A 22220-nucleotide genomic window follows, 5' to 3' on the forward strand; every position below is an offset into this window, starting at 1 on the left:
CTGCACGAATAAGTCATACCCTGCCGCTCAGCGCTGAAATGACCCATGTAGCGCTTCGATTCCCATCAGCGCCCAATGGAAAGCACACCCTGCTGGATCGTCACCCACCCTAGCGTCGCGCACGCGGACCCGCAGGTCAGAGCGTGCCGAACCGACGGTAGCCGTGACGTACACATTCCTCGCTCCGATCCGACTTCTGCGGCAAAATGCGGCCGATGAGTGCTGATGAAAGCCCGCGTGAGGGCCTGGGTGCGCGATCCCGAACTCTGGCAGGCGTTGTCGCTGGCACCTGCCTCGCTGCCGGTTCATGGTCAGTCTTCGTCAACACGAACGGTGTTGGAAGTGCGGCACTCATCCTGACCGGAGCGGTCTTCGCCTACCTGGCGGTCAGCGGGCAGACCCTCCACCGACTGAAAGTTGGCGACAACGAGGCAGAGTTCAGCAAGGCCGTCTTCCGAGTAGTGATGCGCAATGCAGGCACCGATTCGGCGTCCGCTCAGGGTGGTCACATGACGGATGTTGCTGCCGGCATCCTCGAAGAGGCCGCGAGCGAATCACCACGTGTTCCGCGGCGGGTCGTGACTATCACGAAGGGATACCGGTTCGAGCAGTCAGCTGTCGCGGCCCTTCGCCGGCTCACGAGAAGCGTCGTCGTGGGGCACGAAGTCGTTGATGTGGTTGTGAACGGAACCATTGCTGTCGACACGCGATACATCCGTGGTGGCATCGTCGAGCCGGGGTTCCTGCTGGAATCGATCGACCGCCTCGCGTCTCGCCTCTTCGGCCCTGTCGGAACGGTCGACGGACTCGAGTACCTGCTGGTCGTGACCAACACCGACGTGCCTCAATGGATGGAGATTGGCGAAGGCAGCAGTCATCAAAGGCGCGTCCGGGTCGTCACGTGGACTCCCGAACTGGGCGACGAGCCGCTCGCCCAAGCACTCGAGTACCTCCTTTGACTCATCCGGTGAGCGCACGGGACTGCTGCACGGACAGGTGACTGGTCGACCTGTCACATGTCCGTGCAGCAATCCCTCCGGGGCAGTGTTAGCCGTGAGCGCCTGGCAGGATTCGCGCCATGACACCGCGTCTTCAGAGAGCGCTGGACGACGTCGACCGCGTGTTCGGCGCCTTCACCTGCGCCGCGGACAACCCATGCACGCACTGCTACGGCGACGACGGCGTGCCGGAGCTAGAAGTCTCCGGTGCGCAGATCGACCCAGTCACGCTCGGTTTGCTGGCGTACGAGTCACTGGGCATCCTCGAGGACCACGAGGCGATGGTCCGTCGAATCCTGCCCCAGCTCGCGCGCGCCATGGCCGACGGGACGGTCCACACCTTCTGGGCGGATCAACACTGCCTGGCACGCTTTGACTGGCGCGGTTGGCCTGCGCCGCAACCGGAGGTGATCGCAGAGTTCATCGCCGCCTGGTGGGCGGACCTGATCACCACACCCGATCCGCATCACAGCGTCACCAACGCCTTCGCAACGTTCGCCGCCCTGACCGGTGACATCGGCGCGGCCTTGGCTGCCTGGCCCGATCACCCGGTCGCGAACCGACATCTCGCGACAGCGAGCACCTTCTGGCTGCACGACCTCGTGCACGACGACGACCCGCTCGACCTCCTGCTGCGCGATGGGCCGGCACCGGCCGTGCAGGTCATGTCCGACTGGTACACCGACGTCGGGGCCGACCGGCTCCGGCGCACCGACGACGAGCACTCGGACACAGTCGCTCTGCTCGCCCTGCCCCTCGCGGAGCGCATGACCAGGCTCTACGGCGCGACCCTGCCCGAGACGCCGGCCTGACCCGCTGCCGAACGCCCCGGTTCACATGCCGATGCCGGACCCGCCGTCGCCCGCGGCGGACTACTTCAGTGAGTCGCGCAGGTCGCGAAGCTCATCGGCCATTCCTGTCCACGCCGCTACCGCCCGGCGGAACGCCTTGCCTCGCGTAGTTCGCGGAACCTTACTAAACGCCAGCGCGCAAGCCAGAGCGCCCTCCACCGCAGTTTGGGCGTTCTCAAGCCGGTACACGTGGGCAGGGCGGGGTACGCCTGCACGGAGCGCCGGGTGTCGGAGTGGTTCATGGAAGCCAGTGTCTGCATGCACCGCCTGGTTCCGCGCTGTGAACAGCTGCTGAAGCCCCGCGCGCCAAGCCTTGAACTGGTCGGGCGGAATGGCGAAGCACTGCTTTAGCATCTCGGCGACACGCTTGGCAGCGCTCGTCCGACTGCCAATTCCGCTGGCTAGCCCCGCCTTCGCAGCCGCCGACAGCGCCATCGCCTCGAAAGCGAACGCCGAAGCCGTGATCGCAACCATGCACGCTCGTGTCTCGGAAGCGAGCAAGTCAGCGCGCAACTGGTCGCTATCAGGGCCATCTGCTTGGAGAAGCTTCGCCCGGAACCTGCGCGCGGCAGCCTCGTGCTCGATTGCGACGCGGAGCCACATCGGCCAGATCTCCCAAGAGAGCAGGACGCGCAGTGCCGGAGGTGGGCTGCCGTCGAGGTTGAGCACGATGTCGCGGAGTTGTAGTTGTGAACCCTCGATGACCAGCACGCCTTCGGGGCCAACGGGTGGCTGTACGGGCTCAGCCCCTTCAGGAGTCGTCACGTGCCGAACCTAGTGGCGCCCTCCTACCCACGCTCGACGACATCACCAAGGATCAGCGTGCGGCTCTTGCGCGGCCGCGGCCAGAACCTGAGTGATCTCATCCGCTCCGTACTAGGTGACCTCCTAGACTGCCGCGATCACGAAGCCCGACTGGACCTCGCATCGCGCAACCTCAGCGCGCTGGAGCGTTTGGAGTGCTCCCAGTGTGTCGACGTGTGGTGCCACGGCTTTCGGCACTTCAGGGTGGCCCTCCAAGGTCCACGACGTCGCACAGACGCACCAGATGCGATCGTCTCCCCCGAAGCCCCTCGCACGCTGATAATGGTCCCGTGTCGGCACACACCTGGATCGCCATCAACGACCACCTCAATCTCCTGACCGTCCGGGAGAGCTACTTACCCGCGGCCGCAGCGTTATTTACTCAGAACGAAGTCCACTCCGATGCTGAGAGCGAGTTCCACTTTGCATCTTCTGTACGGGCAATTCTGGACCGGCTCCAAGTTCACGGCGTCACCAAGGCTCGTGCCCTGACCGAACTGGAAGGGGCCGTCCACGCACATAACAGCGATCCAGACATGCAGTCAGACCCGTATAGCACAGAAGCGATCACTGAGGAACTACGCAGATTCGCCAACAGCACCGATCTGCCAGAGTTCGAGCTATACGAAGAGCCCGATCCATTTATCCGCCTCGATGCTTGGATTGTAATGCGGTTGGCCCTCGACGCTGTCGACGACGACTCTATGGAGATCCGTTACGAACTCAGCGACCTTAAGACCTGGGGACTCCTAGACCCAACCACGCCGATCACGGACCTCGAACGTCAGGACCGGACAGCTCGCGTGGCCACCGATGCACCACTGATCGTCCTCACAGAGGGGTCAACTGATGCGTCCCTGCTCAGCCTCGCGCTTTCAGTGACACATCCTCATCTTGTGGGGTTCGTCCGCTTCATGGACTTTTCAAATCGCCCTGAAGGAGGCGCTGCAAGTCTCGCCAAACTTGTGACGTCGTTCGAAGCCGCCGGGGTCGCGAATCGAGTCCTGGCACTGGCCGATAACGACACCGCCGCCCACGACGCATTAAAAAAGCTCAAGACGGGTCGACTTCCAAACAGCTACCGCGTCCGCCACTACCCAGATCTTCCCCTGCTTTCCGACTATCCAACTCTTGGGCCACAGAGCAACGACCCGGTTTTCATGGACGTCAACCGCAAGGCAGGAATACTTGAGATGTACCTGGGCCGCGAGCTTCTTGAGGAACACGGACGGCTGGCGCCAGTTCAGTGGACCGGATACGTAAAGAGCCTAAAGGCCTACCAAGGCGCAATCGATGATCAGATCAAACGTCGCATCCAAACCGCATTTCGGAAAAAGGTCACACTTGCACTCAACAACCCGCGCGCTGCGACCAACCAGGACTGGACCGGTGTCCGTGCAATCATCGAGACGATCCTCACCGCATTTGACACGCCATAGTCCACCGAACTAGCTGAACTCTGCTTCCCGCACCGCACCCGCCCCCACGTGATGGGTCACAATTGCAGAGTTACCATCTGCAAGATGCGACTGCACTGCCCCGCTTCCCTCTAGAGACTTCTACCACTCGTCCAAGCGGTCAGGGACGTACGCCTCCGCGGCCGCCTCTTGAGCGTCGTCATGCCCTTCAAGTTCAGTACGTCGACCTGTTCGGCGGACAGGTGCAGCTCGCACACCGGACAGCGCGCTCGGGCGATCGTGAGCAGGCCCCTCAAGCCCAGGGGCAGAGCCCAATGCCTCGCGCAGCTGGGCCGAGGCCCACCCTGTAGCGCCGCCACGTGCGGCCAGGCCAGCTCCCCTTCGCGCAACGCGCCCTCAGCTAATTGCCCACCCGTAACTCACACCTCGAACTGATCCCGCAGCAGCAACTCGTCGAGTCGCACCGTCTCGCCACCGTCGTCGGTGGCGAGCACCGCATAGCCGTCCACGTTCAGCACCCGCCGTACGGCCGCCAGGACACCCGCGATCTCAGCGGCAGCGATGCCGACCGCGGCGGCGAGCGTGTCTCGGTGGGCCCGCCCATCCCGCTCGAGCAGAGCGCGCAGCATGGCGCCCACGATGGCGTCGTCCGCTGCTGCTTTGCCGGCAATCCGCCGCTCCTCGACATACACCGGGCTCGACAGCACAGCGGTGGCCAGGTCCTCGCCGGCGCGCGCTGGCGGAATATGAATCGCGTCGGGGGCTACCTCGAACAACGCGTCCTGCCCGAGCCCATTCGCGTGCACCGCGTCACCCGTGACGCGCTTCCTCGTCGCCCGCGACTTCGGCTTAACGGCGGACTTGGGCTGGGAAGGCTCAGTTACTGGGTCGTTCCACCACACAGGCACCTGCGGTGGCGCCATGCTCCACCCTTCGGGCCCATCGGTCCGGGACACGCCTTGGAACACCAGCGCTGGAATCGTGATCTCGGCGAGCGACGCCCCTCCGTGGTAGCCGGCCTGAACCCGCCCGTGCCGCAGGTCGTCTCGCCAGAGCAGGATCGCCTGGTCGCCAGCCTCGCCGTCGTCGCCGGCCACGACGCGCCGCCCTGACACCATCACCTCCCCCGGCCCGACCGCGGTCCCGTTCGCCATGGGCCGCCACCGCGACTCAGCACCCGTCGGTGGCGCGTTCACGGTCGCCCTCTCAACCACGTGGCCGTGATCCGACGTCAGAACCACAGCGCGACCGTGCAGCGCCGCAAGCTCCAGCAGGGCCGCGAGCGGCGCCAGTCGCGCGATCGTCCACGACTCGGCCGAGGTGTCGTTCTTGTGTGTCGCGTCGTCGATCGCGTTGATCACCACGCCCACCACGGGAACCTTCGTGTTTCCCATCGCGGTTATGACGGGTTCGGGAAGTCGCGCGCCGCCCTCGGCCCGCAAGTCCCCCTTGTGGAACAGGACCGATCCCGGGAAGGACTTGGCCAGACCCGCCTTCTCCACCGCCCCGTCCCCCGACCGCACCTGCCCGGTGAACAGGCTCGTCCGCGAGACACCGGTCGACGATGGCAGCGCGGCTAGCGCAGGTACTCGCCGTCGGCTCGTGGTCGGCACCCACTCGGCAAGGCGGTAGCGCGTCACCTCGTCGGCCAGGTCGGCAGCGATCGCAGCACTCATCCCGTCCAGCACCACCAGCAGCACGCGGTTCGTGGCACGCCACGGCGCAACCACTGCGCGCAGAAGACGCTCCACCGGTACAGCCCCGGTCAGCCCGGCGCCCAAGGCGAGCTCCACGTCCGTCTCGTCAAGTCGTCGTGCCGCCAGCTCGTCCCGTGCCCGGCGGCGGGTGCGCACGTTCTCGATCAACCTGCGGTACGCGTCGCGCACCTCGGGATCGTCCGACGCCGACCAGACAACCCCCAACGCGGCGTCAACCCACGCGCCATCGTCCATTTGGCGGCGCAGGTCCGCACCGAGGCTGTCGGTCGCGACTTCCTTGGTGGCCAGCCAGCGGTGCAGCCGCACCGCCATGCGGGGCGCCTCAGCGCGGCCGTTCTCGGCGTCGCGGTGGGCCAGGAGATCCGCGAGCGCTGCCTCGACAGGTGCCGAGGCCGTGCCCTCCAGAGCTGCGGCCAAGTGTCGAGCACGGGCGGCGTACCCGGCGGGCAGCACAGTGGAGCGTTCGGCACCCGCCGGCCACCGCAAGTCGCCGAGCAGCGCCTGCGCCATCTCGAGCAGCACCGGGAGGTCGCGGGCCGCGCGGTGGTCGTCGAGCGACAGCCGGAGCACGGCGGTGTGCGCCACCTGCACCACGGCGCGCGCCTCGGCAGCGCTGAGCGCGTACCCGCCGAGGTACTTCTCAACCCGTGCCCGGGCGGCGACCTGCTCCTGCGCGGCCGCACCGTCCTCTTCCGGCCAGAGCACGTCGACAGCGAGCGCGACAGCGGCCGGCGCCACCAACTCGGACGCCGCCGCCACGCGCAGGGCGAAGGCCGCCGCGGTACCGAGCTCGGTCTGGGCCCATCGGGTCAGACCCTTGCGGATCTTTCCGTCGACGGCGGCCCACGACGCCCGCGATTCCTTGGAGCCCAGCGTCATCAGGAGCAGCACCTCGTCCAGGGGCGTTCCTGGATCGAGACGCACCAGGCGGGCGAGCAGTGCGCTCAGGGCGTGCTCGGCGGAGACGGCGATCTTGCCCGACGCCGCCGGCCAGCCCCCGGGCGGCTCATGGTCCAGCAGGGCGCTCGCCGCCCATTCGTAGCGGCGAAGGTCGAGGCTGACTTCCTTGGCGCCCGGGAACAGGCCGGGGATCGCGGCCCATTCGTCGGGCATGAGGATGTCGTGGGTCAGGGCGCGGGCAAAGACGACGTCGCCCAGGTCCTCTGTGGGGCGGTCTGTCAGGACGATCAGGTTCTGGTCTTGCGGCAGCGACTCGTAGGCGTCCAGGATCGCCAGCTGGGACACGCCAGCCAGTACCCGGATGGTTCTGCCGTCCGCCTCGAGATCTCCGTGCTCCCACTCAGGCAGGGCGCGCAGCACCAGGACCCGTGCGCCGCCTCCCCGGCGAACCAGTGCGTTGGCCCGGGCCTGGACCAGGGCCTTGGAGACGACGACGGCACGCGGGGCCGCGCCCGCCGTACGCCCCGTGCTCACTCCCACCGCCAGGTGACGCGCAGCGTCTTGCCGGCGACGGGCTTGGTGACCTCGTCGACCAGCTTCTGGCTGAGCTCCTGCACGTGGACCACCTTGGTCAGCGCCACGGACTTGTCGGAAGAACGCCGCGCGACGTCGTCGGCAGCATGACGCTCTCGTTCCTCGTGCTTCTGACGCAGCTTCTCCAGCTCGGCTGTCGCGGCCGAGGCCGCCGCCTCTGCCGCACGCTGCTTGAGTTCGGCGTCCTGGCGCAGGCGTCGCTGCTCGGCCTCCTCTTGTCGCAGGCGCTGAGCCTCTGCCTCGCGCGCCGTGTGCTCCTGAGCTCGCGTTTCTGCCTCGCGGCGCTTCCGCTCGATCTCGTCGGGGTCCACCTGTGGCTTGCGGTGCACAAGGGTTGTGGTCACGGCCGCCTGCGCCTGGGTGAGGGCGGTGGTCAGGTCATTCTGCGACTGGTCGGAACGGGCGACGGTCTGAAGCGCGGTCCACGCCGCATCGCCGTCAGAACCCCCGAGCTGGGGCAGCTGGTCAAGAAGTCCCCAGTTGGCTCCGCGCACCGCGTGACCGACCTGCCCGGCGGTCGCGGTAGATCTCGCCAGCGCGCCTAGCTCGTCGGGCAGCGAGAACTCCGCGAGCGTCTGCACCAACCCCACTGGGTTCGAGTCCGACACCAAGGCGGCCAGCAGGTCGCGCCCTCGCACCGCGGACGCCCAGCGAGGCGCGACGTCATCCAGACCCAGCACGTCCCGGTGCGCGGTCAGCTGGGCGACCAGCAGGTCTGCACCCTCCTTCAGCCCAACGGCCTTGGCCCCGACGGCCTTCGCGAGTCGACCCACTGCGGCACTGGACAGGTGGTACTCGTCGGCACCGACATCGAACAGCGCCTTGGCGCGCCGCAGCGCCGTTTCCCACTCGCCCTGCGTGGGCAGCACGGGCTCGCGCAGTTCCAGGTCGCCCGCGAGCGTGCCGAGCGTCGGTTCGGGGAGCCTGTTCCCGTAGCGGAACCACTCCCGGTCCTCCAATGCTGCCCACGCGAGGATCAGCAAGTCCTGCGTGTCGGAGGTCATGCCGTGCCCGGCTAGCGCAGCGCGCAGGCCCGCCACGGTGGCCTCGCCGCTCGCGGCCTTGGTGAATTCGTCAGACCAGTGGAAGTGCTGCCGATTCAGCACGTACGTGGACTCGTTCAGGTTGCCCACACCGAACGCCCCGACCACCCGCCGCACCTTGGTCAGCGTGGCCTTGTCGACGGGGTCCACCCGACCGTCGGACGAGGCGACGGCGCGTCGCGCCAGCTCAAGCACCGTTGCCAGCTCCGGGCGTCGCACCTCCTCCTCGGGCCGGTCGATCTGCGGGTGGGTCGGATACCGGGCGGTCAATGCCGCACCGAGCACGCCGTTGACCGCCTGCAGCAGCGTCGCCGCCGCGGGCTTGGTCGGGTCGAACCCTTCTGCCAGCGTGGCGAACTTGCCACCCGAGTTGTGCTGCCGCACCGCGGTGTCGGCCTTGTCGATGCCGTACGCCTGCCGCAACGCGGCCCGGATGTTCTCGCAGAGCGCGTTCTGCTGGACGACCATCTGCCTCCGCGCGGGCTCCCGCTCGGGCACGGCCAGGCTCGTGGAGTACTGGTCGAACCGGCTGCCGGTCAGGATGTACTTGAGCTGTACCAGCTTGCCCAGGTCGTTTTGCTTGGCCTGGGTCAGGAAATGCGGCAACCACGCGATGGTGTCGGTGACCAAGTCGTCGCTCCGCAGTGTGTAGAGCCGCTCCTCGTCCGACGCAGGGCTCTGGTTCTCGTCCCGGTCGTACGGGAAGTCGACCACCAGCTTCCATCGACCGTCCACGGCTCGGAACGCCTCGGTGGTGAGGTCCTTGGCATCGCGGATGTTGCCGAAAACCACGTCCACCTCGCGACGCTGCCCGCGCCACACGTGCGACAGCGAGTACTGGCCCCCGCCCAGCGTCGCGGACTCCTTGGCTCCGATTTCGGCCACGATCATGTCCCGCAGGAGGTTCTGCCGGGCTCCGAACCCGTCCTGCGTCTCCACGTAGCTGAGCAGCGCGTCGACGTCCACGCCCGACAGCTGGAGCGAAATCACCGGGTCGTCCGTCTCTCCCACAGTTATGCCGCCCCACTGGGCACTCCACTCCCGCACCAGGCCGGCGACCTGCGCACCTTCTCGGCCCGGGAACGGCGACCGGATGGTCCCGTGGTTGAGCGCCGCGATGCGGCTCGCGGTCAGATCCTTGAGCGACGCCGCCCCAGGCGCAAGCGCCGCCACCAGCAAGGACTTCGCAATGCGATCGTCGCGGCGGAACGGCTCGTCCCGCCCGAGCCTCTGGAGCGCCGCCTCGTCCGCAACCTGGTGCTTGGCCATCAGGTAGGGCAGCACCTTGTCCTTGTAGTACGACCGTGCCGCTGTGAACAGCTTCTTCATGTCCGGGGTCAGCGGGTCCTCACCGGCCATCACGACCACGTCGAATAGGTCGCCCAGCGGAATCACGTCGCCCACGGTCAGCTGGTCACGGTTGCGCTGCAGCAGCTGCACCATGATCTTGATTGCCGTGCGCTCCCGCCGCATGATCGCGGACAGAGCCACCATCGCGTCCACGATCGCCGGCGAGAACGGGTACACCATCTCGAAGTCGCCGCCCTGCGACCCCGCCTCGTCCGTGAGCAGGTGGTTCCATGCCCGCCGGTTCGCTTTCACCGCGCTCAGTGCTGCGCTTAAGGCGTCACGGCCCGCGTCACTCGTCGGCAGTAATAGGCGCTTGTGAATGATCTGCGGCAATGCCGCGGCCGGCAGCTCGATCTTGGTGAACCGGTCCTCCCACCATTGGAAGTGGTCGTCTAGCGCCACCTGCTCCGCGCCGACAGCGCCGCCACCCAGGAAGTCCTTCAGCGCCCGCTGCCGTGCCACGAACGACACCACCGGCACCGGAAGGCTGCCCGTCCCTGTCTCCACCAGCTTGGCGACTTTGGACGTCTCGTTCTGGATCTTCTCCGTGTTGCGCAGGTGCCCGGCCAGCCACAGCACCAGCTCGTCCAGGAACAGGACGACGCCGTCGTACCCCAGGTTCTTGGCATGCTGGGTCATGACCCTGAGCCCACTGGACATGTCCAGCCACGCACCGGCCGTGGCGTACCCCGTGAAGTAGTACTCCACCAGCCGCGCCACAACCATCTGCCGTGTGCTGTCCGCCGGCGGTGCCGTTCTCGCCGCCTCATACGTGGCGGCTGGGTCCGTGGTCGCCTCGAACGCGCCGAACGGGTCGGGGGCGGGCGCCGCCTGTGCCGTGACCGTCGCCTCGAGCCCGAGCGGCGCGAAGAACGCCTCGTCACCAAGTTGCACGCGCAGGCGGTCGGCGTCTGTGAATAGGGCGTCCGACACCTGCAACTGCGGCACCTCCGCCTCCGGGTGCCGTGCCACCATCGCATCCCTGTACCCGGAGAACAGCGCGCCCTCCAAGGTGTCCGCCCCCACCAGGTGGTAGTCGACGGCGAACAGCTTCTTGCCCAGCAGATCCCCGTGCCGTCCAACGACGTCGCCTAGCTCTTCCTTCGCCCGGGCCGTCGGGTTCCCAGTGAGCAGCAGGTGCATCACCGCCATGTAGTGCGATTTGCCGGCACCGAACGAGCCGTGCACGAACGCTCCCTGCGAAGTGCCCTTGGCCAGCGCCGACTCGACGAGTGTGAGCCCGTCGTGGAACTTGTCGGCGATTGCCGACGTCACCACGTAGTCGCGCAGCGTCTGCTCAGCGGCCGGCACGCCCTCGTGGATCTTCATCACGAAGTCCGAGTCCTGCACAGTCTCCGGAATGTGGATGGCGTCGCGCAGCATGGTCGTGGCGGTCACAGGACTCTCTCCCTGGCGGATGTTCATGGGTCAGGCCTTCTTACGTCCGCGCGATCCGACGGGCGGCGCCCAGGCGGTGACCGCTTCGCGGGTGGTCTCCAGGCGGGCCAGCTCCTCGTCCAGCAGGCCAGCGACCAGGTCGGCAGGGCTCGCGTTGAACACCGGGTCCACCTCGCTGTGCCACTGCCGCAACCATGGCTCCAGCTCGACCAGCCCGCCCAGCAGCGGCAAGAGTTCCTCATCGCCGACGCCGAGCTCGTGCTGCCGGGCGATCTCCCCGCCCAGGGCGAACGCCTGGTCACGGTGGTCCCACCCAGCCCAGCCCAGGACCGGCGTGGTGTCACCCCGACGCCCGACGCCCGGGTACAGGACGAACCGCTCCTTGGGCACGTCCAACTTGCCCCGGTGGGTCCACACGCCAGGCCTGAAGTCAGCCGACACGTACTTGGGCGGCACCGGGATCTCCACCTGCGCGCCCGCGTCCTCGCGCCGCTGCAGGTCCCATACCTGCTGCCACGCCCGGAACTTCACGAGGCCCGACGGCTTGTAGCGATATGCGGCCAGGTACGGCACCGCCTCACCCGGGGCGAGCGCGGTCAACAGCTTCGCCAGGTCCTGCGTCGCCGCGCCGGTCAGGGCAATCGCCAGCTCACGCAGCACACCGTCGCCGGCCACTAGGTCGGTCAGCTCCGCCACCGACCGCGTGACCGGCTGACCATCCGCGTCCCGCCACAGGTCCCGACCTTCCAGCCGATCCAGGATCGCCGTCCGGAGCGCCTCGTCGCGCTGCTTGGCCCACGGAGTCGTAGCCCAACGCCGCTTGAACTCTGGCTTCTCCAGCAGGCGGATCGTCGGGTCGGACTCGATCAGGGCCAGACGGCGCTCCACCAGCGCCCTGTAATCCACCGGCCAATGCAAGGGCAGATCCGCGATCGGCACCGAGCCATGACGGTCGAACCAGGCGATCTCATCCTCGCCTGCCTCGACTTTCCGCGCGAGCGCGATCTCGAAGGCCCGCTGGCCAAGGACCAACCGACGATCTGCCTCAGACCGAGCGCCCACGTAAGTCAGATCCTCGTCGATCAGCCCGTAGAGGCGATAGACCTCCCAGTCCAGTTCCTCCTGCTCGAATACCATCCGCTCTCGGAGCGATTGCCACTCCTCACGCGCTTTGTCCAAGCGGGACTCGAGCCAGCCCGGGTCTCCAGACCAGGTGGGGTCGTCCGCTGTCACCTCCGTGACCACAGTTCGCGGGGCCGAAACAGTCAGGCTCTGGCCCAGCGTGTCCAGCAGGTGACCACGAGCGCCGGGCAACGTGGATGGAAGCGGGAACTGCAGAAGTTTGGTCGACCCGAACTGGTAGAAATCCTCCCACGGTGCCGAGGTCTGACGCCCTCCCCTTGCATCGGCTCCACTGCCCTTGTTGTGGCTCACCTGCTTGAGCCAGAAGCACGCCGTCGAACTGTTCAGCACTCCCAACAGCTCAAGGTGGTCCTGCTCGTTTGCCGACTCTGACAACTTGATCACCGGCGCCGTCTGCTTGAACACCTTCCCACCCCGGTCCACCGCAAAGTGGTTGTGGGTAGCAACCTCTGCAAACGTGATCGCCCAAGGATTAGCACCCTCATCTTTAGGGAGCTGGTGCCATTCGTACCATGGCCGACCCTCGGCGAAGTATGTCTGCTTCGAGAACGTAGCTCGATTGCCGAGTTCAGTTCGCAGACTCCACAAACGTTGTGCCATTTCTGGGTATGAATCGAGCCCTTCGAGGTCATGATCGCTCGTGTACGGAAAGAACGCTCGATCACCGGGCAGGATGACGAAATCGCGAACCTCATCTCCGATTGTCAGGTCTCGAAACGAGTCGTCCGCACCCAAGCGTTCCGGGACTCCCGGAACCATCGTAAAGGCATCGTCGGCCCCCATGACTCCAAAGAAGCCGATCCGGACGACGCCTAGGCCAAGTGAGTTATCGCTCGAAGCGGCGAGAGCTTCCATCGCCGCACCTGCGCCTCCTCCGCTCAGCGACCACGGATGCTTCTTGAGGGCGTCGCGCCTGAGGTCAGTGACCGTCACATACGTGCCGTCGTACTCGCTGTCGTCAACGTGACCAGAGATCTCCGACCAAACCAACCCCTCAGCCGGGTCGACGGGCTGGCCAGGCTCGCCGCGCACGCCGAGCACGGCGCGCACGGTACCTCCGACCGGGTTCCGCCGTCGGCCAACCAGGATCACCGTTGGCGTGTTATGGCCTGGCACGGGAACACCTGCGGTATCGATCACCTCAGTAAGGTCCACGGGGTTGTCCTGGTGGTAGCCGGCAAATAGGTCTTCGACAAGCTTCTTGCCGAACTCACGCTTCATGAACCCGTTGCCGGTGATCTGGCCCACGTGCCCGGCCGACCGGCCGGGCTGCCCTTTCACCGCGAGCCGGAAGAACAGCTCCATGAACGGGACAGTGAGCTGATACTTCATGTGCGCTGTCTTGTAGGCCTTGCGGTACGCCGCGTTGAGCACCTTGTCCTTGACTGTGATGTACGGCGGGTTCCCCACCACTACGTGATAGCGCCCCGGGGTCAGGATGCCGGTGTACTCGCCGAGGTCCTCGGCGTCGTACTGGTACCCGGCCTCCGCGTCTGCCACGTCGCGGTCCTTGGCGGCGTCGTCCAGCGTGCCGTCGATGCCCAGGTCGAGCGTGCCGTGGTCGAACAGGCGCTGGCCCTCGGGTGCGCCGCCCTGCTCGCCGAGCAGCGAGTCGCCGATGGCCAGGTGAAAGCCCATGGGCGCGAGGCCGACAAGGCTGCGTTCGCCCTGGGTGAGCATGCCCGCCACGGTGAGCCGGAAGCGGGCGATGGCTATGGCGAACGGGTTGAGGTCCACGCCGTGAAGCGAGTCCATGGCACGGCGCACACGTTCTTTGGCGTCGAGGCCGGGCGCGTCCGCGGCCCACGCCTCGTCGAGCCGGCGGAACGCCCCGAGGAGGAAGTGGCCTGAGCCGCAGGTCGGGTCGATGAGGCGCAGTTCGCCCAGCGACACCTCCCGCAGTGCGGGTGTGAGGGTGCGGTCGAGGATGAACCCCTCGATAAAGTCGGGGGTCTGTAGCAGAGCGTAGGTGTCACGCGCGTGGTCGGACAGGTCCTGGTATAGGTCGCCCAGGAAGCGGGTGTCCAGGTCAGGATCGGTGAAGTCATGCACCAGGTTCCCGGCTGTGTCGGTGCGGCGCCAGAAGTCGATCAGGCCTGACGCAGCCCACTGGCTGATTTCGGCGCTCCACACCGCGTTGTGCTTCCGGTCCACCAGCGCGGCTCCGGCGGGCTGGGCGGCGAGCACACCGAAGGCTTCCTGCAGCCAGTACCGAAGGTTCAGAGTGGGGTTAGTACGGAAGAACGCGGTCTGGTTCTCGGCTGCCCGGTCGGTGCGGTCGCCGGGCCCGGCAATCCAGCCCACCGCTACCGGCAGCCCGTCCAGCGTGGCGCCGACCAGGAGGTCGTTGTCCTCGCAGAACCGTACGAACGTGGTCGTCAGGATCCACGCGACGGCTGCCTGTTCCACTTCGTTGCGGCTCCATTCGGCCCATGTCAGGCCGGTGCGCTCCCGCTTGAACGCCTCGTGGTACTGCCGCTGCAGGCGGCCACCCCAGGTTGTGGTGCTGTCGCCTGCCCCGTGCTGCAGGTCCTCCTGCACTGCCTTGAGCTGGGCCTTGAGGTCCTTCAGCAGCGCGGTCGAGCTGATCACTGGCGTGCTCCGGAGGTCGTCGGGGTCAGAAGTTTCAGGTCGCGTGGCAGGTCGAGCACTCCGCCGGGTCCATGCGGAAGGCCGTCCGCGTCCGGTGACGCGACCAGCAGCCACCGTGCTGCGGGCCGTCGGGTGCCGATGTCGAGCAGCAACGAGAGCAGCCTGCCCAGGCCGTAGCGCTGCAGCGGGCCTGCGTTGACCAGCAGCAACGGCTCGGGTCTGGCGATAGTCTGCTCCCAAGCGGGCGTGGTGGCCTGTGCAACGAAGCGGGCTAGGCGTTCACGCTGCGGCGAACCCTTCTCGGCGGCGTCAACGCCGAGCAGCCCCGGCCACTGGGCGCCCATCTGCTGGGCCAGGTCGCGACCGGCGCGGACCACCAGGTCGGCGACGTCGACCACCTCGACGCCGAACCCATCGGCGAGTGCGCGGGCCGCGTCACCATAGTGCTTGCGCGGCACGCCGAGGGTGAGGGCGCGATGTGCGGCGAGGGAGTCGACGAGCCGCTGGCGGAGCTGCTCCGCGGCGGCGGAACCGATGCCGCCGCCGAGCGGCGTGGCTGTCGGGGAGGCACCGAACACGGTGCTGCGGGGTTCGTAGACGCCGTCGCGCAGCACCAGGTCGGGGAAGACATCGTGGATCAAGGGGTCGAGGTTGCGCGGCAGGTCGGTGGTGAGTTGCGGGAAGCGGGCTCGGACTGCGGCGCGGACGGATTCGGCGCGGAACGCGCGGCCGGGCTTGCCGCGCAGCACCAGGCGAACCGCCTCCAGTGGCTCCATCGCCCTGGGGTAGAGCTCCTCAAATCCTGAAATGCCAACCTGGGAGCCGGCCTCAGCAGAAAGGCGCAGCAGGCGCTGGGTGCTGATGTCCCAGTCGGGCAGCTCGGCCGCGATCTCCCGCAAGGTGGTAGCGGCTCGGACCTGCGGCACGACGCCCGTCCCGTTGCCCTTGCCGACCATGTCTTCCGCCGCGCGAGACAGGTCGCTGACCACCTCGAATAGGGCGTCGACAGGTGGGTACTGGTCACCCGAGTCGAGCGGGTCGGCTGTATCGATGAGCATGAGGAGGTCTGGGCGACGGGACTTGAACCCGGGGCTCTCCGAGGTACGGGTTCCGGACGTCCGGCGGCGCAGGTCCAAGCACGGGTCGGGGCTGCGCTCGTCCAGCACGTGTACTGCCGCTACGAGGGCGGTGCCGTAGCGGAGTCGCTCGGCATCGTCGGAAAGTGTGGACCCGCGGCGCGCGACCAGCGCCTGGGCCAGCTCAGGGACGGTCATAACGCGGGCGTTTGCGGCAAGGATCTCGCCGACCTCGCGCTCGGCCTCTCGTAGGGCGGTGTTGCCCGCCCAGACGGCCGCAGCGTCGGTCAGAACACGCGCGACCTGAGCCACCGCCACGCCAAGCTCACGGGTCTGCGGCCAACGACCAGGCCTCGCGCTCTCACCGGTGCCGAGCCCGAGGCCCGATCGGACCAGGGGCTGCACGTCGGTGTCGAGCATGCCCACCAGGGTGCGGACAACGCGCTCAACGCCCAGGTGGTCGTCATCGGACACCCCGCTAGCCGGACGAAGCGTGACACGCCACTGCTTCACCCGTCGCTGGATCTCCTTGCGGTACCGCTCCCCCAGGCCGCGGACCTGGTTGATCTCCACGGGGTGCTTGCCCAGCAGGTCGCCTACTGTGACCACATCGAGACGAGCCAGGCCGGACAGAGCACGGGCACTCAGCCCGGCCTCGGCCAGCTGGGTAGTCAAGGTAGCCGACGACGCGCGGGCGTCGTCCTGCTCGCGGGCGTCCTCGGCATCAGGCAGGGAGTCAAAGACGTCCTGCCACGCCTGGTCCAGCTCGTCAAACGTAGCGAACCGCTCCTTGGCATCCGGCGACAGGACACAGGAGAAGAACTCGGCCAGCTGGTTCGCGACCGCGGGCTCGAAGCTGGTGGGCTCCACCACTGGCCGCTCGGACGCCGTAGCCGGAACGCTCAGGCCGGCGCCCCACCAGGGCGGCACACCCGTTGCCATCTCGAACAGAGTGGCCGAGACCGCCCACATCTCGGCAGCGCGGTCGAAGCGCCTGCGGCGACCGGCGCCCAGATAGGGGTCGAGGTATCCGGGCGTGCCGGCAGTGAGGTTCTCGGCGGGCTCCTGGGCGAGCGAGAAGTCGAACAGTGTGATGCGACGCTTGCGGGTGCTCGGGTCCTGCGAGATGCCCAGGTTGGCGGGCTTGATGTCGCGGTGCGAAAGACCCTTGCCGTCCAGGTACGCCATCGCCTCGATCAGGTCGCCGCCGAACTGCTGCAGCTCGCCCAGGGTCGCGCGCCCTTCGGCTGCGAGACGACCTGCGAGGGTCTCCCGGCCGGCGTCGGACAGCAGGAGCGCGCGGCGGCCGTCGATCGTCAGGCTCTCGACGAGGCGGACCACCCGCGGGTGGTCCAGGGCGCCCAGCACCTCCGCCTCGACCTGGAGGCGACGGCCAGCGCCGTCGTTGCGGGCGACCTTGAGGATGCGTTCGGGGGTGCCATCGTCGGCGTCGTAGTCGCGGACTCCGAGCGCCACCCCGGAGGACCCCTCGCCACGGCGGGCGACGACCTCGAAACGGTCGGCGACCAGATCCCCGGCCTGGGCGTCCAGAGCATCCGCAGCGGTGGGCTCGACCTGCGTTTCCGGCTTTCGGACGTCGTCCCAGGCGATCCGCAGTTCGAGGAGTACGTCCTCGATGCTCGCCGGGCGTTCGGTCTCGACGACCTGTGTGGCATGGACGACGACGTCGGCCAGCAGGTCGGGCAGGCCAGTGGTGACACGGCGCGGGTCGAGCGCGCCCGTGGCGTGCACCTCTTCGAGTGCCTGGAAGGTGGTGGCGGGCGGCTTCCCCGTCAGGATGAGGAAGGTAAGGGCGCCGTATCCATAGACATCCAACGGAAGGCCGGGCACCTCCTGGACGGAGCCGCGTGCCTCGGGGGCGAGCCAGATCCAGTCGTCCTGGTTCTGAATGCCCATGATGTCGGCGACACCACCGCCGATGGTCGTCCAGCGAGAGGTACCGGAGGTATCGCGATCCCTCTGCCCTGCATACCAGTCGCGAACCGTGAGGTTTGGCTCGCCCTTGGTCTCACGGACCCAAACCCGCTGCGGGGACAGCGCACGGTGCAGCAGGCGACGGCCGTGGGCGTAGCGGAGGATCTCGCCGAGCTTGTCGGTCAGGGCGACGCGCTGGTCCAGGGTGAGTTCCTTGCCCGGCCCGGCGAGGTACTCCTCAAGCGGGATCTCGTTCTCGTCGTACTCGAAGACCAGGGCAGGACCGTCGTCGGTCTTCTTGAAGTCGGTGGGGACAGTGATGCCCGGGTGCTTGAGGCCCTGGGTGAGCTGGAACTCGCGCAGGGCGAGTTGTTCGACGCGCTGCCGCTCCGACTTGGGCGCCTTCGGTACGACGTCGAACAGGCGGAGGCGGCGCTTTAGGTTCAAGGGCTCGGGCAGATTGACCAGGACATCCTGCCAGTCCGGGCCCTGCGCGATCGGAGTGGAGTCCTCGACCGCAAAGTCGCCCACCATCCGGGTCTTCTGTGCCTTCTGGAAGTCCGCCTTCTTGCACAGTGTTCGAACGGTCTTGATGCGCTGGAGGTCCAGGATGTGATGGCTCGGCTGTGCCGCGAGGTACTCGGACAACCTGGGCAGGGGCGGCTTGGCCCTCACCTTGTACGTGTCAAGCACGACAACGCCGGTGCGTCCGTACTGGTCCAGGTCAACCGTCGAGCCCTCGCCATGCAGGATCACGAGCGGCTGCGCGAAGGGCACATACTTCTTCTGCGCCGCCGGAGCGTACGACTTGAGCAGGCTCGCCAGGCGCTTGGCCTTGCGGTCCGTCAGGAGCAGCGGGTTCTCCACGTTGCGCGGACCGTGCTGCCAACGCTGAGACGTGCCGCGGATGGTTCCGTGCCAGCCCTTCAGCTCGGCCACAAAGAAGCCAGCCGGGGTGAGGATCAGGGCATCGACCTCGGCGATGCGGCCGGAGTCGTCGATGAAGGTGAGGTTGGTCCAGGCGGTCGTGAGGCCGTCGTCGGGCAGCGTCTCCCGGAGGCGATCGAGCGCCTCCTGCTCCTTGGGAGTCGCTGACGGGCCCAGCGGGATCCAATTCGGGGAGTCAGGCGACATTGTGAGACGTCCTCATGCTTCGCTGCGGCCCCCTAGGCGTCGTACTCCGTCCTGCAACCCCTGCTTGCGGCGTCCTCCCAGGTCTACCGCCGTCTGGAGGCTGGCGCGATCTGCAACGGCTTCGAACGTGAGGATATCGGACCTGATCACGGGGATCGGTGGCTGGCGCGGCGGTGGGTCGGAATGTCACCTGGGTGATGTCGGAGAGAGCAGCCCAACCCCATTGCGGCGGTGCGCTCGGCGCGGCTCTATCTGCACGGTCTTTGGCTACACGTTGGCGACGTTGCACACCCCGTATCCCGCGCAAGATCACCCTCGAGACGCTCCCACCGTGCACCTCGACCCGGCAGGATCGTCCTGGCGCCGATCGAGGAGGACTCTTGGCAGGACAACCAGGCGGGATCTTCTGCATCGAGGGCCAATGGGACGGCGACCTGCGCGTGAACGCGTCGGTCAAGAACATCCTCGAGCTCCTAGGCCTGGAGCTGATTCGATACGTCCACCGCGACGTCGCGACGGCCGAGGAGTTCCGGTACTACATCGAACGCTGGCGAGGTCGACGGTTCGCGTCGTACTCCGTGGGTTACTTCGCCACGCACGGCAGCTCCCAGAGGCTCCACCTCGGTGAGGGGCACGAGCTCACGGTCGACGAACTTGCCCAGCTTCTCGCGGGGCGATGCACCGGACGCAAGATCTATTTCGGCGGCTGCAGGGTGCTCGATGTCGGGGAGCCACGGCTCCGCAAGTTCCTCGACACCACCGGAGCTGAGCTGCTGTGCGGCTTCACCAAATCCGTGAAGTTTGTCGAAGCCGCCGCCTTCGAAACCGTCCTCCTCGATGCCCTCGTCAACGGCACTCGCATTGATCGCGTCCAACAGCTTGCCGCATCGAAGAAGTGGGCCTCGCTCGCCGCCGACCTCGGATTCACAATCGTCTACCGCGGTCCGGAGCGAGCGATGTGGAAGGCGAACGGCAATTCTCGCTGACCCCCACGAGCCCCAGCGTCCGCTCGAGTCGCGAGTTCGCCGGCGGCGGCAGGCACATCGACCCGCGTCACGGCATCTCCCACTACGGCCCGGCCGATTCCGGAAACGACCGTCCCCGTACGATCCGGGTCGGAGTCCACCATCGTCTGGAGATCCTGTCCTTGTTGGTCTTCTGGGTGTGCCCTTTGAAGACGGATCGACCTCGGGCATTGCCACCGACGTTCCATTTCCTCTCCGACAGGTTGTCGGTTGCACACGGCAAACGGAGGTTCTGGCGCATGACCCGTTCGGCCGTGGCCGCTGAACGCCCTTGGGAGGAGACCCGGGCCAGACCGCTCGGCAGCGGAAGCCGGTGCCTGTGTCGAAGAGACGACCCATTCTGCCGCGCTCAGGCAGTCACACAAACGGCTGAGGCACCGCCAACTCGGCGGACTACCTGGTGAATGCGTGCGGAGGCCGATCGGGACTGACTACGGCGCCGGGCCGTTCACGACACGATGTCGGATTCGCCCGTTGCCCGGCTCGATCCATACTCCGCCGTGCCCCACGGCCACCTGGCTGACACCTGGCGCTCCTGTTGCAAAGATCGAGTCGATCGTGGCGATGACGTTCGCTAGGCCCGTGGCTGGTGGCGGCGACGGCTGAGCAGTGAACATGGCATCGAGGGTCAGCGAGGAGACGCCAAGCGCCTCGGCAAGCCCCGGTCGCACCCAGGCCATCGGCGTCGTGGCGCCGCTCTCCCATCGAGTGACCGTGGTGCGCTGGACTCCGAGCCGCGCGGCCAGCGCTTCCTGGCTGAGTACGACCGTCCGACGGCGTGCCGCCAGATGGTCTCGTCGGACCTGAGCGGTACGGGTACTCAGCGTCATGCGAGCCTCCTGACTCGATCCCTGTTGTGGTGTCCCTGGTCAGCGGCGATAACGCTAGATACCGTGGGACGCCAGAGGTGGGATTTTTCTGCCAGTTCGGCATCGACGTCAGGCCCTGTGGTCGAGGTGTGCCAGTCGCAGGAGAGAGGGGACGGTCCCGATGGACATCCCTACAGAGTTGACGATCGGTGAGCGAGTCGCGCGGGCTCGGGTGGCTCGCGGGATCAGCCAGCAGGCCTTCGCCGGCCTTGTCGGCCCTTCGTCAAGCTGGGTCTCCAAGGTCGAGCGGGACGCTATTCCGTTGGATCGCAACTCTGCCGAACTCCGCTTTCAGACAACATCAGGTGGCAAGGCCGCGTAGTAGGTACCAAGTCTCACTTGCATCAAGGACCGCATGTAACACGAGAGGAAAGAGATGACCAACGTCCATGACGATTGGGGAATGACAGAGTATGAGTACAGCCGGCTGGAGGACGCCGTGAATGATGGGGTAATCCCGCTAAGCGAAGTTCTTGCCAATCGTGAGAACTTCAAGAGCGGAACCTTATCGGCTGATGAGCTCATTCACATTTTGGCCAATGACGACGACGATTGACCGGTAAGCTCACTCGTTCCGTCTTGGCCGCTGCTTTGGGGGAGTGCGCAGTTCTGGATCAACTTGCATATCCAGCACGACCTTGAGGTGGAGTTGAGCGCTGGATGACGCCTTGGGCGACATCCATCCGCTCTCTTCACCGTAGCCACATCCGCGTGGCCGCGTGGTGCTCGCCGGAGAGCCTGGGGTAGAGGCTGGTATGCGGTCCTGTTACGGATCGCATACGTCCTCGACGTCGAACCTGGGATGCTGAAGGGCAGCTCGCAGATCCCTCAGGTTCCCAGCGTGACGGGCGACAGCTCGGCGTCGACCCTGCCGCTTGCCTCGTCGTTGAAGACGCGCCTGCCGGAATCGCCTCGGGACGTGCTGCCGGCTGCCGGACTCTTGCCCCTTCTGACGACGCACGAACGTGCACGCCTGGACGGCGCCGACCTCTACGGCGAAAGACCTGGCCGCGGTAGAGGTCGCTACCAACATGCGAACGATCCAGGTCAGGCTCAGGGCAATAGTCGATAATCGCCCCGCTGTGGTTGAGGCTGACCGTGTTGAATCCCGGCCATTCGGTCCACCAGAGCGGCGAATCGTGCGTCTGGGCCCGGTGAACACGTCCGTCAAGTGATCTGAGTCAACGGTGTGTCGTGCGGCGTGTCGTTCGGGTAACCCGCCAGCTCCCGCGAATTGCTCGCCTTTCCTGCAGCGGTGAACGAAGTCGTCGACGTTCCGTGCACGTCTCGGCGGCCGCCTGGCGCTGCTTGTTCACGCCGAACGCCCCTCCAAGGCCTCGACCTGCTCGACGACCTTCGCGATCTGGTCCAC

The 22220-nt window shown here is 66.8% G+C and carries 13 protein-coding genes; 7 read left to right on the forward strand and 6 right to left on the reverse strand.

The features are described 5' to 3' along the window. The first annotated feature begins 215 nt into the window (after positions 1-215). Entirely contained in the window at positions 216-959 is a 744-nt protein-coding gene (locus ACFT2C_RS04170; protein WP_377205742.1) for a hypothetical protein, read from the forward strand. A 119-nt stretch (positions 960-1078) separates the two neighbouring features. Further along, entirely contained in the window at positions 1079-1810 is a 732-nt protein-coding gene (locus ACFT2C_RS04175) for a hypothetical protein (protein WP_377205743.1), read from the forward strand. 60 nt (positions 1811-1870) lie between these two features. Here ACFT2C_RS04175 and ACFT2C_RS04180 read toward each other — a convergent pair whose 3' ends face one another. Beyond that, positions 1871-2614 carry a hypothetical protein gene (locus ACFT2C_RS04180; protein ID WP_377205744.1) on the reverse strand — a complete coding sequence of 248 codons (744 nt, stop codon included), beginning with the start codon at positions 2612-2614 and terminating at the stop codon, positions 1871-1873. A gap of 329 nt (positions 2615-2943) precedes the next feature. Between ACFT2C_RS04180 and ACFT2C_RS04185 the strand changes: the two genes are divergently transcribed. Then, positions 2944-4092 carry a hypothetical protein gene (locus ACFT2C_RS04185; protein WP_377205745.1) on the forward strand — a complete coding sequence of 383 codons (1149 nt, stop codon included), beginning with the start codon at positions 2944-2946 and terminating at the stop codon, positions 4090-4092. A 398-nt stretch (positions 4093-4490) separates the two neighbouring features. Here ACFT2C_RS04185 and pglZ read toward each other — a convergent pair whose 3' ends face one another. Genes pglZ through pglW form a run of 4 tightly spaced genes read right to left on the reverse strand, consistent with a single transcriptional unit; the run spans position 4491 to position 18954 of the window. Continuing rightward, a complete protein-coding gene (gene pglZ / locus ACFT2C_RS04190; protein WP_377205746.1) occupies positions 4491-7223 on the reverse strand; it encodes a BREX-2 system phosphatase PglZ in 2733 nt (910 codons plus the stop codon). Continuing rightward, on the reverse strand, positions 7220-11074 hold the full coding sequence (locus ACFT2C_RS04195; protein WP_377205747.1) for a hypothetical protein: 3855 nt from the start codon (positions 11072-11074) through the stop codon (positions 7220-7222). Before ACFT2C_RS04195 ends, pglZ begins: the two co-directional genes overlap by 4 nt. Before the next feature lie 30 nt (positions 11075-11104). Then, positions 11105-14809, reverse strand: a complete 3705-nt coding sequence (gene pglX, locus ACFT2C_RS04200) for a BREX-2 system adenine-specific DNA-methyltransferase PglX (protein WP_377205748.1) — start codon at positions 14807-14809, stop codon at positions 11105-11107. Continuing rightward, a complete protein-coding gene (gene pglW / locus ACFT2C_RS04205; protein WP_377205749.1) occupies positions 14806-18954 on the reverse strand; it encodes a BREX system serine/threonine kinase PglW in 4149 nt (1382 codons plus the stop codon). The genes pglX and pglW overlap by 4 nt, the downstream gene beginning before the upstream one ends. 380 nt (positions 18955-19334) lie before the next feature. On the opposite strand from pglW, the gene ACFT2C_RS04210 reads away from it, so the two are divergent. Next, on the forward strand, positions 19335-19940 hold the full coding sequence (locus tag ACFT2C_RS04210) for a DUF6642 family protein (protein WP_377205750.1): 606 nt from the start codon (positions 19335-19337) through the stop codon (positions 19938-19940). A gap of 470 nt (positions 19941-20410) precedes the next feature. Here ACFT2C_RS04210 and ACFT2C_RS04215 read toward each other — a convergent pair whose 3' ends face one another. Continuing rightward, the gene (locus tag ACFT2C_RS04215) at positions 20411-20809 is read right to left on the reverse strand and encodes a helix-turn-helix domain-containing protein (RefSeq protein ID WP_377205751.1); all 399 of its coding nucleotides are present in this window, start codon (positions 20807-20809) and stop codon (positions 20411-20413) included. A 160-nt stretch (positions 20810-20969) separates the two neighbouring features. On the opposite strand from ACFT2C_RS04215, the gene ACFT2C_RS04220 reads away from it, so the two are divergent. The 3 genes from ACFT2C_RS04220 (at position 20970) to ACFT2C_RS04230 (ending at position 21865) form a co-directional block, all read left to right on the forward strand. After that, on the forward strand, positions 20970-21170 hold the full coding sequence (locus ACFT2C_RS04220) for a helix-turn-helix domain-containing protein (RefSeq protein WP_377205752.1): 201 nt from the start codon (positions 20970-20972) through the stop codon (positions 21168-21170). A 54-nt stretch (positions 21171-21224) separates the two neighbouring features. Further along, complete coding sequence (locus tag ACFT2C_RS04225; protein WP_377205753.1) at positions 21225-21404, forward strand: hypothetical protein; 180 nt, start codon at positions 21225-21227, stop codon at positions 21402-21404. Positions 21405-21625: 221 nt separating this feature from the next. Then, on the forward strand, positions 21626-21865 hold the full coding sequence (locus ACFT2C_RS04230) for an HAD-IA family hydrolase (RefSeq protein WP_377205893.1): 240 nt from the start codon (positions 21626-21628) through the stop codon (positions 21863-21865). Positions 21866-22220: the final 355 nt, after the last annotated feature.

The organism is Promicromonospora sp. NPDC057138 (assembly GCF_042670845.1).
Taxonomy (GTDB): domain Bacteria; phylum Actinomycetota; class Actinomycetes; order Actinomycetales; family Cellulomonadaceae; genus Promicromonospora.

What these genes read in the sequence shown, in the direction of transcription:
- ACFT2C_RS04215 (WP_377205751.1), bottom strand. Translation starts at nt 20,809, where the DNA reads ATGACGCTGAGTACCCGTACCGCTCAGGTCCGACGAGACCATCTGGCG.
- ACFT2C_RS04175 (WP_377205743.1), top strand. Translation starts at nt 1,079, where the DNA reads ATGACACCGCGTCTTCAGAGAGCGCTGGACGACGTCGACCGCGTGTTC.
- pglW (WP_377205749.1), bottom strand. Translation starts at nt 18,954, where the DNA reads ATGTCGCCTGACTCCCCGAATTGGATCCCGCTGGGCCCGTCAGCGACT.
- ACFT2C_RS04220 (WP_377205752.1), top strand. Translation starts at nt 20,970, where the DNA reads ATGGACATCCCTACAGAGTTGACGATCGGTGAGCGAGTCGCGCGGGCT.
- ACFT2C_RS04225 (WP_377205753.1), top strand. Translation starts at nt 21,225, where the DNA reads ATGACCAACGTCCATGACGATTGGGGAATGACAGAGTATGAGTACAGC.
- ACFT2C_RS04170 (WP_377205742.1), top strand. Translation starts at nt 216, where the DNA reads ATGAGTGCTGATGAAAGCCCGCGTGAGGGCCTGGGTGCGCGATCCCGA.